Source organism: Klebsiella sp. Q11 (assembly GCF_964241505.1).
Taxonomy (GTDB): domain Bacteria; phylum Pseudomonadota; class Gammaproteobacteria; order Enterobacterales; family Enterobacteriaceae; genus Klebsiella; species Klebsiella michiganensis.
This window is the reverse complement of the sequence record NZ_CAXSXW010000012.1, coordinates 73,406-87,585: the sequence shown is the minus strand read 5'-3', so window position 1 is coordinate 87,585 and position 14,180 is coordinate 73,406. Positions and strand designations below refer to the sequence as shown.

General features: G+C 54.5%; 10 protein-coding genes and 3 tRNA genes. 4 read left to right on the top strand and 9 right to left on the bottom strand.

The window, feature by feature from the left end:
* Nucleotides 1-4: 4 nt before the first annotated feature.
* The 8 genes from ACESQ2_RS19570 to nagB form a co-directional block, all read right to left on the bottom strand.
* Nucleotides 5-79, bottom strand: a tRNA-Gln gene (locus ACESQ2_RS19570).
* 34 nt (nt 80-113) lie between these two features.
* A tRNA-Leu gene (locus tag ACESQ2_RS19565) sits at nt 114-198 on the bottom strand.
* An 8-nt stretch (nt 199-206) separates the two neighbouring features.
* Nucleotides 207-283, bottom strand: a tRNA-Met gene (locus ACESQ2_RS19560).
* 229 nt (nt 284-512) lie between these two features.
* Nucleotides 513-2,174 carry an asparagine synthase B gene (gene asnB / locus ACESQ2_RS19555; RefSeq protein WP_025106390.1) on the bottom strand — a complete coding sequence of 554 codons (1,662 nt, stop codon included), beginning with the start codon at nt 2,172-2,174 and terminating at the stop codon, nt 513-515.
* A gap of 278 nt (nt 2,175-2,452) precedes the next feature.
* Complete coding sequence (locus tag ACESQ2_RS19550; RefSeq protein WP_004100215.1) at nt 2,453-3,205, bottom strand: HAD-IIA family hydrolase; 753 nt, start codon at nt 3,203-3,205, stop codon at nt 2,453-2,455.
* 45 nt (nt 3,206-3,250) lie between these two features.
* Nucleotides 3,251-4,471 (bottom strand): N-acetylglucosamine repressor, encoded by a 1,221-nt coding sequence (locus ACESQ2_RS19545; RefSeq protein WP_014228412.1) that lies wholly within the window; start codon nt 4,469-4,471, stop codon nt 3,251-3,253.
* Between the two features lie 8 nt (nt 4,472-4,479).
* On the bottom strand, nt 4,480-5,628 hold the full coding sequence (gene nagA / locus ACESQ2_RS19540; protein WP_014228413.1) for an N-acetylglucosamine-6-phosphate deacetylase: 1,149 nt from the start codon (nt 5,626-5,628) through the stop codon (nt 4,480-4,482).
* A gap of 60 nt (nt 5,629-5,688) precedes the next feature.
* A complete protein-coding gene (nagB, locus tag ACESQ2_RS19535) occupies nt 5,689-6,489 on the bottom strand; it encodes a glucosamine-6-phosphate deaminase (RefSeq protein WP_004130458.1) in 801 nt (266 codons plus the stop codon).
* 312 nt (nt 6,490-6,801) lie between these two features.
* Here nagB and nagE point away from each other — a divergent pair, with 312 nt between their 5' ends.
* The 4 genes from nagE to chiQ all read left to right on the top strand — a co-directional run bounded on the left by nagE (nt 6,802) and on the right by chiQ (nt 12,821).
* Nucleotides 6,802-8,754: a PTS N-acetyl glucosamine transporter subunit IIABC gene (gene nagE, locus ACESQ2_RS19530; RefSeq protein WP_014228414.1), complete on the top strand. Its 1,953-nt coding sequence runs from the start codon at nt 6,802-6,804 to the stop codon at nt 8,752-8,754.
* Between the two features lie 178 nt (nt 8,755-8,932).
* Complete coding sequence (gene glnS, locus ACESQ2_RS19525; RefSeq protein WP_014228415.1) at nt 8,933-10,600, top strand: glutamine--tRNA ligase; 1,668 nt, start codon at nt 8,933-8,935, stop codon at nt 10,598-10,600.
* Nucleotides 10,601-11,038: 438 nt separating this feature from the next.
* Nucleotides 11,039-12,442: a chitoporin gene (gene chiP, locus ACESQ2_RS19520; protein WP_373171125.1), complete on the top strand. Its 1,404-nt coding sequence runs from the start codon at nt 11,039-11,041 to the stop codon at nt 12,440-12,442.
* A 46-nt stretch (nt 12,443-12,488) separates the two neighbouring features.
* Nucleotides 12,489-12,821 carry a ChiQ/YbfN family lipoprotein gene (gene chiQ / locus ACESQ2_RS19515; protein ID WP_004848843.1) on the top strand — a complete coding sequence of 111 codons (333 nt, stop codon included), beginning with the start codon at nt 12,489-12,491 and terminating at the stop codon, nt 12,819-12,821.
* 52 nt (nt 12,822-12,873) lie between these two features.
* Here chiQ and ACESQ2_RS19510 read toward each other — a convergent pair whose 3' ends face one another.
* The gene (locus tag ACESQ2_RS19510; protein ID WP_032694321.1) at nt 12,874-14,169 is read right to left on the bottom strand and encodes an MFS transporter; all 1,296 of its coding nucleotides are present in this window, start codon (nt 14,167-14,169) and stop codon (nt 12,874-12,876) included.
* Between the last annotated feature and the right edge of the window lie 11 nt (nt 14,170-14,180).

Here is a 14,180-nt window from a genome sequence, read left to right as displayed (position 1 = left end):
TCGATGGCTGGGGTACCTGGATTCGAACCAGGGAATGCCGGTATCAAAAACCGGTGCCTTACCGCTTGGCGATACCCCAACAAAAATCTTTTACCGCAACGCGAACGAGTAAATGGTGCGGGAGGCGAGACTTGAACTCGCACACCTTGCGGCGCCAGAACCTAAATCTGGTGCGTCTACCAATTTCGCCACTCCCGCAAAAAAGATGGTGGCTACGACGGGATTTGAACCTGTGACCCCATCATTATGAGTGATGTGCTCTAACCAGCTGAGCTACGTAGCCATCTTTTTGCGCGTTACCTTATCGGCGTTGCGGGGCGCATTATGCGTATTGAGCCTTGAAGCGTCAACCCCTTTTTCATCGAAAATGGACTGAACGTAACTGTTTGGTTAGGTTGCGAACAGCGTGGTGCAATAATCGGCAATTATTGGTTATTTATCGTTTTTAACGGCTTAAATAAGGCACAAAACAAAAACGGACCCCGAAGAGTCCGTTTTGAAAACAGCGTCGGTTAGTAGGCCGACTGGTGTACGCCAACCGCGCGTCCCGACGGATCGTTCATTTTTTTGAAAGATTCGTCCCACTCAATCGCTTTTGCTGAAGAGCATGCGACGGAAGGGCCGCCAGGAACGCATTCGGCCGCGCTCGGTACCGGGAACAGCTCTTCGAAAATCTCACGGTACAGATACGCTTCTTTCGAGGAAGGCGTGTTGTACGGGAAGCGGAAGCTGGCGGTTTCCAGCTGCCGATCGGAAATCTGTTCAGCGGCCACTTCTTTTAAGGTATCGATCCAGCTGTAACCAACGCCATCAGAGAACTGTTCTTTCTGGCGCCAGGCGACGCTCGCCGGCAGGTAAGATTCAAAACATTCACGCAGGACATGTTTTTCCATTTTACCGTTGCCGCACATTTTATCCTGCGGGTTAATACGCATTGCCACGTCGAGGAATTTCTTATCCAGGAACGGGACGCGCGCTTCAACGCCCCAGGCGGACATCGCTTTGTTGGCGCGAGCGCAGTCAAACATATGCAGCGCCTGCAGTTTGCGCACGGTCTCTTCGTGCAGCTCTTTGGCGTTGGGCGCTTTATGGAAATAGAGGTAGCCGCCAAATACTTCGTCAGAACCTTCGCCGGACAGCACCATTTTGATGCCCATGGCTTTGATTTTACGCGACATCAGATACATTGGCGTTGACGCGCGAATCGTCGTCACGTCGTAGGTTTCAATGTGATAGATAACATCGCGAATCGCGTCCAGGCCTTCCTGCACCGTAAAGTGGATCTCGTGGTGTACGGTACCCAGATGGTTAGCCACTTCCTGCGCGGCTTTCAGATCGGGGGCGCCCTCCAGGCCGACGGCGAAGGAGTGCAGCTGCGGCCACCAGGCTTCTGATTTTTCCTGATCTTCGACGCGGCGCGCGGCATATTTTTTGGTGATGGCGGAAATCACCGATGAATCCAGGCCGCCGGAGAGCAGTACGCCGTACGGAACATCGGACATCAGGTGGCTTTTCACCGACTCTTCCAGCGCCTGACGCAGTTCGTTTTTGTCCGTGACGTTGTCTTTGACCGCGTCGTAGTCGAACCAGTCGCGCTGGTAGTACTCGCGGATTTCGCCATCTTTGCTCCACAGGTAGCTGCCTGCCGGGAACTCTTTAATCGTGCGGCAAACCGGAACCAGCGCTTTCATTTCAGAGGCAACGTAGAAGTTACCGTGTTCGTCGTGACCCATATACAGCGGGATGATGCCGATGTGGTCGCGACCAATCAGATACGCGTCTTTTTCGCTGTCGTAGAGAGCGAAAGCAAACATCCCCTGCAAATCGTCGAGGAAGTCCGGGCCTTTTTCCTGATACAGCGCGAGGATAACTTCGCAGTCGGAACCGGTCTGGAACGCATAGCGGTCGCCGTATTCCGCGCGCAGCGCCTGGTGGTTGTAGATTTCACCGTTGACGGCGAGAGCGTGAGTTTTAGCGGCGTTATACAGCGGCTGCGCGCCGGCGTTGACGTCGACGATCGACAGGCGTTCATGCGCCAGGATGGCTTTATCACAGGCATAGACGCCGGACCAGTCCGGACCACGGTGGCGCATCAGTCGGGAAAGCTCCAGTGCCTTTTTACGCAGCTCACCCGCGTCAGTTTTAATATCCAGTACGCCAAAAATCGAACACATAGCCTTCTCCGTTACCCTGTCTTGTTTGATGTTGTGCAGACTTCGTCTTATTGCGAAGCCTCAGTGCATGCTTTAGAAAATGCCGCAAAGGCGCGGAGGGCGCAAGGGGTTTACGGCAGTAAAAGGAAATAATGCAATTGTGATTGTCGAATAGTGAAAAAAGAGTACGTTTTGAGCGCTTTTGTTGCTGAATATTTAGTGATGGCGCTTTTTTTTTAGATAAAAGCGTTCAGGAGAGGCTTAGAAATAAGAAACCACGTCGCAGGACGTGGTTTTATTTAGAAGATATCGATTTCCGCAACGGAGGGATAAATCCAGGAAGGGCGGAACGGCATGCTGTCGATATCATCGAGCGTGGCAACCCCGGAAAGTACCAGAATGGTTTCCAGACCGGCCTGGAAGCCCGCCAGAATATCCGTTCGCAGGTTATCGCCGACGATCACCGTCTGTTCCGAATGCGCCTGCATTTTATTGAGCGCGGAGCGGATAATCCACGGGCTCGGTTTCCCCACGTAGAACGGCTTACGACCGGAGATTTTTTCTATACCGGCGCACAGCGCCCCGCAGGCCGGGTAGTAGCCGCGACCGTGGGTATCCGGGTTAGTGGCGATAAAGCGCGCGCCGTTGGCGACAAAAAAAGCGGCCTTATGCATCATCTCCCAGTTAAAGGAGCGCGTCTCACCGACGATAACAAAATCCGGATTGACGTCGGTGATGGTAAAGCCGGCTTTGTACAGTTCGTGAATCAGCGCGCCTTCCCCGACCACATAGGCTTTTTTGCCTTCCTGGCGACGCAGAAAATCCGCCGTGGCCATTGCTGAGGTATAAAAGGCGGTATCAGGAACATCGATTCCCGCCGTCGCAAAGCGGTTTGCCAGATCCTGACCGGTTTGAGAAGGGTAGTTGGTCAGCATCACCAGCGGCATCTCTTTCTCGAGTATGCGTTTGATGAATTCAGCGGCGCCCGGCACGGCCACATTGTCGTGCATCAGCACGCCGTCAATATCACAAATTACGTTTTGAATGGTCATGAACTGTCCGACATCGTTGGAGAAAGGCGAAACTATAAAGCGGCTTTAGCTTTCCAGCAAACGCTGGAGCAGAGTCCCGTTGAGCATCGCACGCTTTACCAGGGCAAAAGCGCCAATGGCTGAGCGATGATCGAGCGTGGATCGCACTACCGGCAGGTTTTTGCGAAACGCCTTCAGCGCCTGGGTATTAATACAGCCTTCGATTGCCGGCAGAAGGACTTTTTCCGCTTCCACGATCTCCCCGGCAATCACCACTTTTTGCGGATTAAACAGGTTAATGGCGATAGCGATGGTTTTACCCAGATGGCGGCCAACGTGCTCGATCACCTCACAGGCCAGCGCATCGCCTTTATTCGCGGCTTTGCAGATCGTTTTGATCGAACAGTCATCGAGGGAAATTTTGCTCTGATAACCCTGTTCCAGCAGATGACGAACGCGATGTTCAATAGCGGCATTGGCGGCGACGGTTTCCAGACAGCCGAAGTTACCGCAGTGGCAGCGCTCGCCTAACGGGTCGACCTGGATATGGCCGATTTCCCCGACGTTACCGTTACGGCCAATAAAAATCCGCCCGTTGGAGATGATCCCTGCGCCGGTCCCGCGGTGTACGCGCACCAGAATGGAGTCTTCACAGTCGTGGCTCGCACCAAAGTAGTGCTCCGCCAGCGCGAGGCTACGAATATCGTGGCCGACGTAGCAGGTAACTTTAAAGCGTTTTTCCAGCGCTTCAACCAGCCCCCAGTTTTCCACCTGAATGTGCGGCATATAGCGAATGACGCCGCTTTCCGGATCGACCAGCCCCGGCAGGATCACCGAAATGGCGATCAGCTCGCGGATTTTACGCTGACAGCTCTCCATAAAGGCGGCGATGATGTTAAGCAGGGCGTGTTCCAGCGTTTCCTGAGTTCTTTCCGGCAGCGGGTAGTGCTCTTCTTCAAGAGTCTTGCTGCTTAAATCATAGAGGGTCAGGGTGGCGTCGTAGCGGCCAAGGCGTACGCCGATGGCGTGGAAGCCGCGGGTTTCGGCAACAATGGAGATGGCGCGGCGGCCCCCGGTGGAGGCCTGCTGATCGACTTCTTTGATCAGTCCGCGTTCAATAAGCTGACGCGTAATTTTGGTTACGCTGGCAGGGGCAAGCTGGCTTTGTTCCGCAATCTGGATACGCGAGATGGGGCCGTGCTGATCGATGAGCCGATAGACGGCCGCGCTGTTCAGCTGTTTTACGAGATCGACGTTACCAATTTGAGCCTGTCCGCCTGCTGTCATACTTTTACTTACTCAGTGACGACCTCGTTACCATTAACGATGGTCTTGGTGATTTTATAATCACGGGTGAATGCGGTCAGGTTAGCGACCATCCCCGGGGCAATGCTGCCTAACTGTTTGTCTACGCCAATGGCGCGGGAAGGGTAGAGCGTCGCCATACGCAACACTTCATCCAGCGCGATGCCGCAATGCTCAACGAGGTTACGCACCCCTTCAATCATGGTCAATGAAGAGCCGCTGAGGGTACCGTTCTCATCTACGCACAGGCCGTTCCGGTAGTATATTGTTTTACCGGCAAAAATGAACTGCTCAATATTGGCACCCGCCGGCGCCGTCGCGTCGGTAACCAGACACAGCTTGTCGCCTTTCAAGCGTTTAGCGAGGCGCACGTTAGCGAAATCGACGTGCATACCGTCGACGATGATGCCGCAGTAGACATCCGGCTCGTCGAAAATCGCGCCAGCCAGGCCCGGCTCACGGCCGGTAATATACGGCATGGCGTTAAACAGATGGGTAGCAAAGGTAATCCCGGCGCGGAAACCGATTTTCGCTTCTTTAAGCGTCGCGTTGGAGTGACCGGCGGAGACGATGATACCGGCGGCCACCAGTTTGCGGATAACCTCCGGTTCCACCCGTTCCGGCGCAAGCGTGATTTTGGTTATCACGTCCGCGTTTTCGCACAGGAAATCCACCAGCGCGGCATCCGGTTTGCGTACATAGTCCGGGTTGTGGGTACCTTTTTTAACGATATTCAGCCACGGGCCTTCAAGATGCAGCCCCAGCGCCTGGTTAGGATGTTTTTGCAGGTATTCGCGCATCACGCGTACGCCCTGTTTCATCAGGTCGTCGCTGGAGGTGATCAGCGTGGGCAGATAGCTGGTGCAGCCGGAGCGTTCATTGGCCTTCTGCATAATCTCCAGCGTTTCAACGGTGACCGCGTCCGCCGTGTCGTTGAACTGCACGCCGCCGCAGCCGTTAAGCTGGACGTCGATAAAACCGGGGGCAAGGATCGCGCCATCAACCGAGCGCTGTTCGATCCCGGTGGGCAGTTCAGTCTGAGGACAGATACGTTCGATAAGGCCATTGGCGATAACAATCGCATGGTCATCCAGAATTTCGTGACCGGTATAAATCCGGCCTTGGGTTAATGCATACATTACGACCCCCGGTTGTCAAAAATGGTTGTCCCGCGGGGGCAGCCGCGGGACGAGACTACATTACAGACCTTTGATATTTTCGGCTTCTAACTCGTTGAAATATTTCAGTGTCTTAACTTTCAGTTCCATGGTGGACGGCTCATCGCAGACCACCACCGCTTTCGGGTGCAGCTGCAGACAGGTAATGGTCCACATATGGTTTACGTTGCCTTCCACCGCCGCCTGCAGCGCCAGCGCTTTCTGATGACCCAGCACCAGAATCATCACTTCCTCCGCGTCCAGCAGCGTGCCCACGCCAACGGTCAGCGCGTACTTAGGCACCTGGTCAACGTCACCGTCGAAGAAACGGGAATTCGCTACGCGAGTATCATGGGTCAGGGTTTTGATGCGCGTACGTGAAGCCAAAGAAGAGGCTGGTTCGTTAAAAGCGATGTGGCCATCGTTACCCACGCCGCCCATAAACAGGTGGATTTTACCGTAAGAACGAATTTTTTCTTCATAGCGACGGCATTCTGCATCAATATCCGGCGCGTTACCATTCAGCAGGTTAATATTTTCCGCCGGGATATCAACGTGATCAAAGAAGTTGCGATGCATAAAGCTATGATAGCTTTCCGGATGCTCTTTCGGCAGCCCAACGTACTCATCCATGTTGAAGGTGACAACATGCTTAAAGCTAACCTGGCCTGCTTTGTGCATCTCAACCAGGGCTTTATAAGCGGTCAGAGGCGTACCGCCGGTAGGCAGGCCCAGGACAAACGGACGGTCCGCAGTCGGTTTGAACGCATTGATGCGGTTAACGATATGCCGGGCAGCCCATTTACCGACCTGTTCAGCTGTTACCAGGGGGATCAGTCTCATTGTTCACCTCTATAGTTAAATTAGAACCTGGCGGATTGGCGCCAGCATACTATTAAGAGTATCGCAGCAACTGCGCCGAGCGGGGTCAATCCGTGTTGATTTTTTGAATGATAAAATAAGTTTTCGTTGTTAGCCAGTCAAAGGCGGAGGTGAATACGATATTTGGTGACTATTGTCACAAAAAATACCCATTTAATTTGCGAGACGAATTAATTTTTCAGACACTTTGCAGGTAAGTTAAAAATTTAACCAGGTTACACAATAATAAAGTGGCTTTAATGAGCCTTATCGGGGTCTCATAGGGGGAATAAGATGAATATTTTAGGTTTTTTTCAGCGACTCGGTAGGGCGTTACAGCTCCCTATCGCAGTGCTGCCGGTCGCGGCGCTGCTGCTGCGATTCGGTCAACCGGATCTGCTTAACATTTCGTTTATCGCCCAGGCGGGCGGGGCAATCTTTGACAACCTGGCGCTGATTTTCGCTATCGGCGTCGCATCCAGCTGGTCGAAAGACAGCGCCGGTGCCGCAGCGCTGGCGGGGGCGGTAGGTTACTTCGTGTTGACGAAAGCGATGGTCACTATCAACCCGGCCATCAACATGGGCGTCCTGGCGGGTATCATTACCGGTCTGGTTGGCGGTGCCGTCTATAACCGCTGGTCGGGTATCAAACTGCCTGACTTCCTGAGCTTCTTCGGCGGCAAACGCTTTGTACCTATCGCAACCGGCTTCTTCTGCCTGGTGCTGGCAGCCATCTTCGGCTACGTCTGGCCGCCGGTGCAGAATGCCATCCATGCAGGTGGTGAATGGATTGTGGGCGCGGGCGCGCTCGGCTCCGGTATCTTTGGTTTCATCAACCGTCTGCTAATCCCGACGGGTCTGCATCAGGTGCTGAACACCATCGCCTGGTTCCAGATTGGTGAATTCACCAACGCCGCTGGCGCCGTGTTCCACGGTGATATCAACCGCTTCTATGCGGGTGACGGCACCGCGGGGATGTTCATGTCCGGCTTCTTCCCGATCATGATGTTCGGTCTGCCGGGTGCGGCGCTGGCGATGTATTTCGCGGCCCCGAAAGCGCGTCGTCCGATGGTCGGCGGTATGCTGCTGTCGGTTGCTATCACCGCGTTCCTGACCGGTGTGACTGAGCCGCTGGAATTCCTGTTCATGTTCCTGGCGCCGCTGCTGTATCTCCTGCACGCCATCCTGACCGGTATCAGCCTGTTCGTTGCGACGGCGCTGGGTATCCACGCGGGCTTCTCTTTCTCCGCAGGCGCCATCGACTATGTGCTGATGTACAGCCTGCCGGCAGCCAGTAAAAACGTCTGGATGCTGATTGTGATGGGCGTTGTGTTCTTTGTTATCTACTTCCTGTTGTTCAGCGCGGTAATCCGCATGTTCAATCTGAAAACGCCGGGTCGTGAAGATAAAGCGGATGACGTGGTCACTGAAGAGGCCAACAGCAATACCGAAGAAGGTTTAACCCAGCTGGCGACCAACTACATCGCGGCGGTCGGCGGTACGGATAACCTGAAAGCGATTGATGCCTGTATTACCCGTCTGCGTCTGACCGTGGCGGACTCTGCGCTGGTTAACGACGCGGCCTGTAAGCGCCTCGGCGCTTCCGGTGTGGTTAAACTGAACAAGCAGACCATCCAGGTTATCGTGGGTGCGAAAGCCGAATCCGTCGGCGATGAAATGAAGAAAGTGGTTGCCCGTGGCCCGGTTGCCGCGGCGGCTGGAGCGCCTCACAGCGCCCCCGTAGCCGCTCAGGCCGCTAAACCGCAGGCTGTCGCTAACGCGAAAACCGTCGAAGCGCTGGTTTCGCCGATTACCGGCGACATTGTAGCGCTGGAGCAGGTCCCGGATGAAGCGTTCGCCAGCAAAGCCGTCGGCGACGGCGTGGCGGTGAAACCGACTGATAAGATTGTTGTTGCGCCGGCGGCTGGCACCGTGGTGAAGATTTTCAATACCAACCATGCTTTCTGTCTGGAAACTGAAAACGGTGCGGAAATCGTTGTCCATATGGGTATCGATACCGTCGCGCTTAACGGCCAGGGCTTTAAACGTCTGGTGGAAGAGGGCGCGGAAGTGAAAGCGGGTCAGCCGATTCTGGAACTGGATCTTGCGTTCCTGAACGCTAACGCGCGCTCGATGATTAGCCCGGTCGTATGCAGCAATAGCGACGACTACAGCGCGCTGGTTATCCAGGCAACCGGTAAAGTGGTTGCTGGCCAGACGCCGCTGTACGAAATTAAAGGCAAATAAGACTCCTGAGTGGCGTTTATGCCTCAGCGGCGCAGCGAAACCTGCGCCGCTTTTTTTTACCGCAAACACCCCCATAATCTCCTTCCGATCGCTATTTTGCGTAACTAATAGTTGTCTCTACGCCCTGCTTGTAAGATCATGTGCCGTTATACGTTGTTTACGCTTTGAGGAACCCACGATGAGTGAGGCAGAAGCCCGCCCGACTAACTTTATTCGTCAGATCATTGATGAAGATCTGGCTACTGGTAAGCACACCACCGTTCATACCCGTTTTCCACCGGAACCGAACGGCTATCTGCACATTGGCCACGCGAAGTCTATTTGCCTGAACTTTGGTATCGCTCAGGATTACCAGGGCCAATGCAACCTGCGTTTCGATGACACCAACCCGGTGAAGGAAGATATCGAATACGTTGAGTCGATTAAAAACGACGTGCAGTGGTTAGGTTTCCACTGGTCCGGGGATGTTTGCTACTCGTCTGATTATTTCGATCAGCTGCACCAGTATGCGGTTGAACTGATCAATAAAGGTCTGGCCTACGTTGACGAACTGTCAGCGGAAGAGATCCGTGAGTACCGCGGCACGCTGAAAGAGCCGGGTAAAAATAGCCCGTATCGCGATCGCAGCGTGGAAGAGAACCTGGCGCTGTTTGAAAAAATGCGCAGCGGTGGATTTGCCGAAGGTAAAGCCTGCCTGCGCGCGAAAATCGACATGGCCTCTCCGTTTATCGTGATGCGCGATCCGGTGCTGTACCGCATTAAGTTTGCCGACCATCACCAGACCGGAAGCAAGTGGTGCATCTACCCGATGTACGACTTTACCCACTGCATCAGCGATGCGCTGGAAGGGATCACCCACTCGCTGTGTACTCTCGAGTTCCAGGATAACCGCCGCCTGTACGATTGGGTGCTGGATAACATCAGCATCCCCGTGCATCCGCGCCAGTATGAATTCTCGCGCCTCAACCTCGAATACACCGTGATGTCCAAGCGTAAGCTGAATCAGCTGGTGACCGAGAAGCACGTTGAGGGCTGGGATGACCCGCGTATGCCGACCATTTCCGGTCTGCGCCGTCGCGGCTATACCGCTGAATCCATCCGCGAGTTCTGCAAACGCATCGGCGTGACCAAGCAGGACAACACTATCGAAATCGCTTCGCTGGAATCCTGCATCCGTGAAGATCTGAACGAAAACGCCCCGCGCGCGATGGCCGTTATCGACCCGGTTAAGCTGGTTATCGAAAACTATCCGCAGGGCGGCAGCGAAATCGTGACCATGCCGAATCATCCGAATAAACCGGAAATGGGCAGCCGCGAGGTGCCGTTCAGCGGCGAAATCTGGATCGATCGCGCCGACTTCCGCGAGGAAGCGAACAAGCAGTACAAGCGTCTGGTGCTGGGCAAAGAAGTTCGCCTGCGTAACGCTTACGTGATTAAAGCGGAGCGCGTGGAGAAAGATGCGGAAGGCAACATCACCACTATCTTCTGCACCTACGATGCCGATACCCTGAGCAAAGATCCAGCCGACGGCCGCAAGGTGAAGGGCGTGATTCACTGGGTGAGCGCGGCGCACGCGCTGCCGGTAGAAATCCGCCTGTACGATCGCCTGTTCAGCGTACCGAACCCGGGCGCGGCGGAGGACTTCCTCTCGGTGATGAACCCGGAATCGCTGGTGATCAAACAGGGTTTTGCCGAGCCGAGCCTGGCGCAGGCGCAGCCGGAAAAAGCGTATCAGTTCGAGCGCGAAGGGTATTTCTGCCTGGATAGCCGCTATGCAACCGCAACCAATCTGGTGTTTAACCGCACCGTCGGTCTGCGCGACACATGGGCGAAAGTCGGCGCGTAGCTACCCGCCGTTATTGAGAACGCCGCTTACTGCGGCGTTTTTTTTATTCAGAATCAGAGAATTAAATCCTCATATTTTCGCGATGCGAATTAATCTTGTTTACAGATTGTAATAACCGCTTTTATTAACTCTTTCCATCCAGTGCATATAAATATGTAATCGCTTTCATTTCCCCTAATTTTCTCTTTTTTTGCAAGCACTTCACCCGCCAAACGTGTGACATCTACGACTGAAACAAAAAGACATAAATTATGTGCGCTTTGTCATAATCTTCATCTTTGGTCGGCGAAAGAGATTGATAATTCGCGTCACGAAAAATAGTCTATACCCAGTGGTTATGCGAATTTTTACCGCACCACTTTTTAAGCAGTCTTATTTTATTTTTTTGCGTGTTGCCTTTGGTAACCGCACTTTTAAAACGTCAAAGAGGATATGCATATGCGTACGTTTAGTGGCAAACGTAGTACGCTGGCGCTGGCTATTGCTGGTGTCACAGCCCTGTCAGGATTTGCAATGGTGCCGGATGCAAAAGCAGAAGGGTTCATTGATGATTCAACGTTAACCGGCGGCATCTATTACTGGCAGCGTGAGCGCGACCGTAAAGATGTGACCGACGGCGATAAATATAAAACTAACCTGTCGCACTCCACCTGGAACGCCAACCTCGACTTCCAGTCCGGCTATGCCGCCGACATGTTCGGTATTGACGTTGCTGCCTTTACCGCCATCGAAATGGGCGAAAGCAGCGAGAGCGGTCACCCGAACGAAATCGCTTTCTCCTCGCGTAATAAAACCTACGATGAAGACTATTCCGGCGATAAGAGCGGGATCAGCCTGTATAAAGCAGCCGCAAAATTTAAATTTGGCCCGACCTGGGCGCGCGCGGGCTATATTCAACCAACCGGCCAGACGCTGCTGGCGCCGCACTGGAGCTTTATGCCGGGTACCTATCAGGGGGCTGAAGCCGGTGCGAACTTTGACTACGGCGATGCGGGCGCGCTGAGTTTCTCCTATATGTGGACGAACGAATATAAAGCGCCGTGGCACATTGAGATGGATGAGTTCTACCAGAACGACAAGAAAACCAAGGTGGATTACCTTCACTCTCTCGGCGCCAAATATGATTTTAAAAACGACCTTGTGCTGGAAGCGGCGTTTGGTCAGGCACAGGGTTACATCGACCAGTATTTTGCCAAGGCCAGCTATAAGTTTGATGTTGCAGGCACGCCGTTAACCACCAGCTATCAGTTCTACGGCACCCGCGATAAGGTCAGCAACGGCGGGGTTAACGATATCTATGACGGCACCGCGTGGCTGCAGGCATTGACCTTTGGCTATAAGGTTGCCGACGTTCTGGACCTGCGTCTGGAAGGAACCTGGGTTAAAGCTGATGGTCAGCAGGGCTACTTCCTGCAGCGTATGACGCCAACTTACGCATCGTCTAACGGGCGACTGGATATCTGGTGGGATAACCGTTCGGACTTCAACGCCAACGGTGAAAAAGCGGTGTTCTTCGGCGCGATGTATGACATGAAGAACTGGAACATGCCGGGCTGGGCCTTCGGCGCCTCCTACGTTTATGCCTGGGATGCGAAGCCGGGGAGAATGTCCTCGCCTGATGCGTACTACAACCCGGATAAACGCCTGGAAGAGTCCGCCTATAGCCTGGATGCCATGTACACCGTTCAGGAAGGACGCGCTAAGGGCACGCTGTTAAAACTCCACTTTACGCAATACGACAACCACTCCGATATCCCAAGCTGGAGCGGCGGTTACGGCAACATCTTCCAGGATGAGCGCGACGTGAAGTTCATGGTTATCGCTCCGTTCACCATTTTCTGATGCCACTGCGGCGGGGGAAACCCGCCGCAATTTCCCGAGGTTCATGATGAAAAAGTTAATACTTGTCGCCATTATGGCAGCAGGTCTGGTTGCCTGTACCCAGTCGCCAGCGCCTAAGGAAGACTCAAAGTTAAAAGATGCCTACAGCGCCTGCATTAATACCGCAGAGGGCAATCCGGATAAAGTTGAAGCCTGTCAGAGCGTACTGAACGTGCTGAAGCAGGAGAAACAGCATCAGCAGTTCGCGACCCAGGAAAGCGTGCGGGTGCTGGATTATCAGCAGTGCATCCAGGCGCGCAAAACCGGGAACGATCAGGCTGTAGAGGCGCGCTGCGACCAGATCTGGAAAGAGATCCACAGCAACAATACGCCGCGTTAAGCCAGACGGCGGCAAGCAAACGGGCGGAGCGTCAACTCCGCCCGTTGCTATTTTAGCGGGGTATTTCTGCCGGCTGGTAGCCGCGGCCCAGGCGTACGAAGAGCATCGCGGTAGCGGCCAGGCCGCATAGCGCGGCGCACATCAGCCACCAGCCCGGCGAGCTTTTGTCGCCCGTTATCTCGACCAGCGCGGTGGAAATGGCCGGCGTCAGGCCGCCGAAGATCGCGGTGGCGAGGCTAAAGGCCAGTGAAAAGCCCACGGTGCGGACGTAGACCGGCATCACTTCCGTCAGGGCGGCCACCATCGCGCCGTTATACATACCAAAGAAGAACGAGAACCAGAGCAGGACCAGCGTCATGCGGGTGAAATCCGGCGCGGCGGTGAGCCAGTGCATGACCGGCCAGGTAGTGAGCAGCGCCAGCAGGGTTATGCCCATCAGCACCGGCCGACGGCCTATTCTGTCAGAAATTGCCCCGCCAATCGGTAACCAGATAAAGTTAGAGATGCCGACCAGCATGGTCACCAGCAGACTGTCGCGGGCGCTCAGATGCAGAACGGCTCTACCGTAGGTCGGCGTATAGACGGTAATAAAATAAAAGGTGGTGGTGGTCATCGCCACCAGCAAGGTCCCCGCCGTGATGATGCGCCAGTTTTTGGCAATCGTGCTCAGGATCTCCCGCGTGTCAGGGCGATGCTTGCGCTGCAGAAAGGCTTCGGTTTCCTGCAACGAACGCCGCAGCACAAAAATCAGCGGAATAATCATACAGCCAATAAAGAAGGGAATACGCCAGCCCCATTCGGCAATCTCATCGTGGCCGAGCGTTTCATTCAGCGCGTAGCCAATCAGCGCCGCGACGACGATAGCCACCTGCTGGCTGGCGGATTGCCAGCTGGTATAGAACCCTTTTTTCCCCGGCGTGGCGATTTCCGACAGATAGACCGACACGCCGCCGAGCTCGACGCCCGCCGAGAATCCCTGCAGCAGGCGACCCACTAATACCAGAACGGGGGCGAGAATGCCGATGGTTTGATAGCCGGGAACCAGCGCTATCAGCAGCGTCCCGCAGCCCATAATCGCCAGCGTCACCATCAGCCCTTTACGCCGTCCGATCCTGTCAATATAGGCCCCCAGCACTATCGCGCCGATGGGGCGCATCAGAAAGCCCGAACCAAACACGGCGAAGGTCAGCATTAACGCCGCAAACTCGCTCTCCGCCGGAAAGAACGTTCTGGCGATATAGGTGGCGTAAAAGCCAAACAGAAAAAAGTCGAATTGTTCGAGAAAATTACCGCTGGTCACGCGGAGAATGGCGCCAAAGGTACCGGCGCGCGATGAGGGTTGCGTCATAGGGGTTGCTC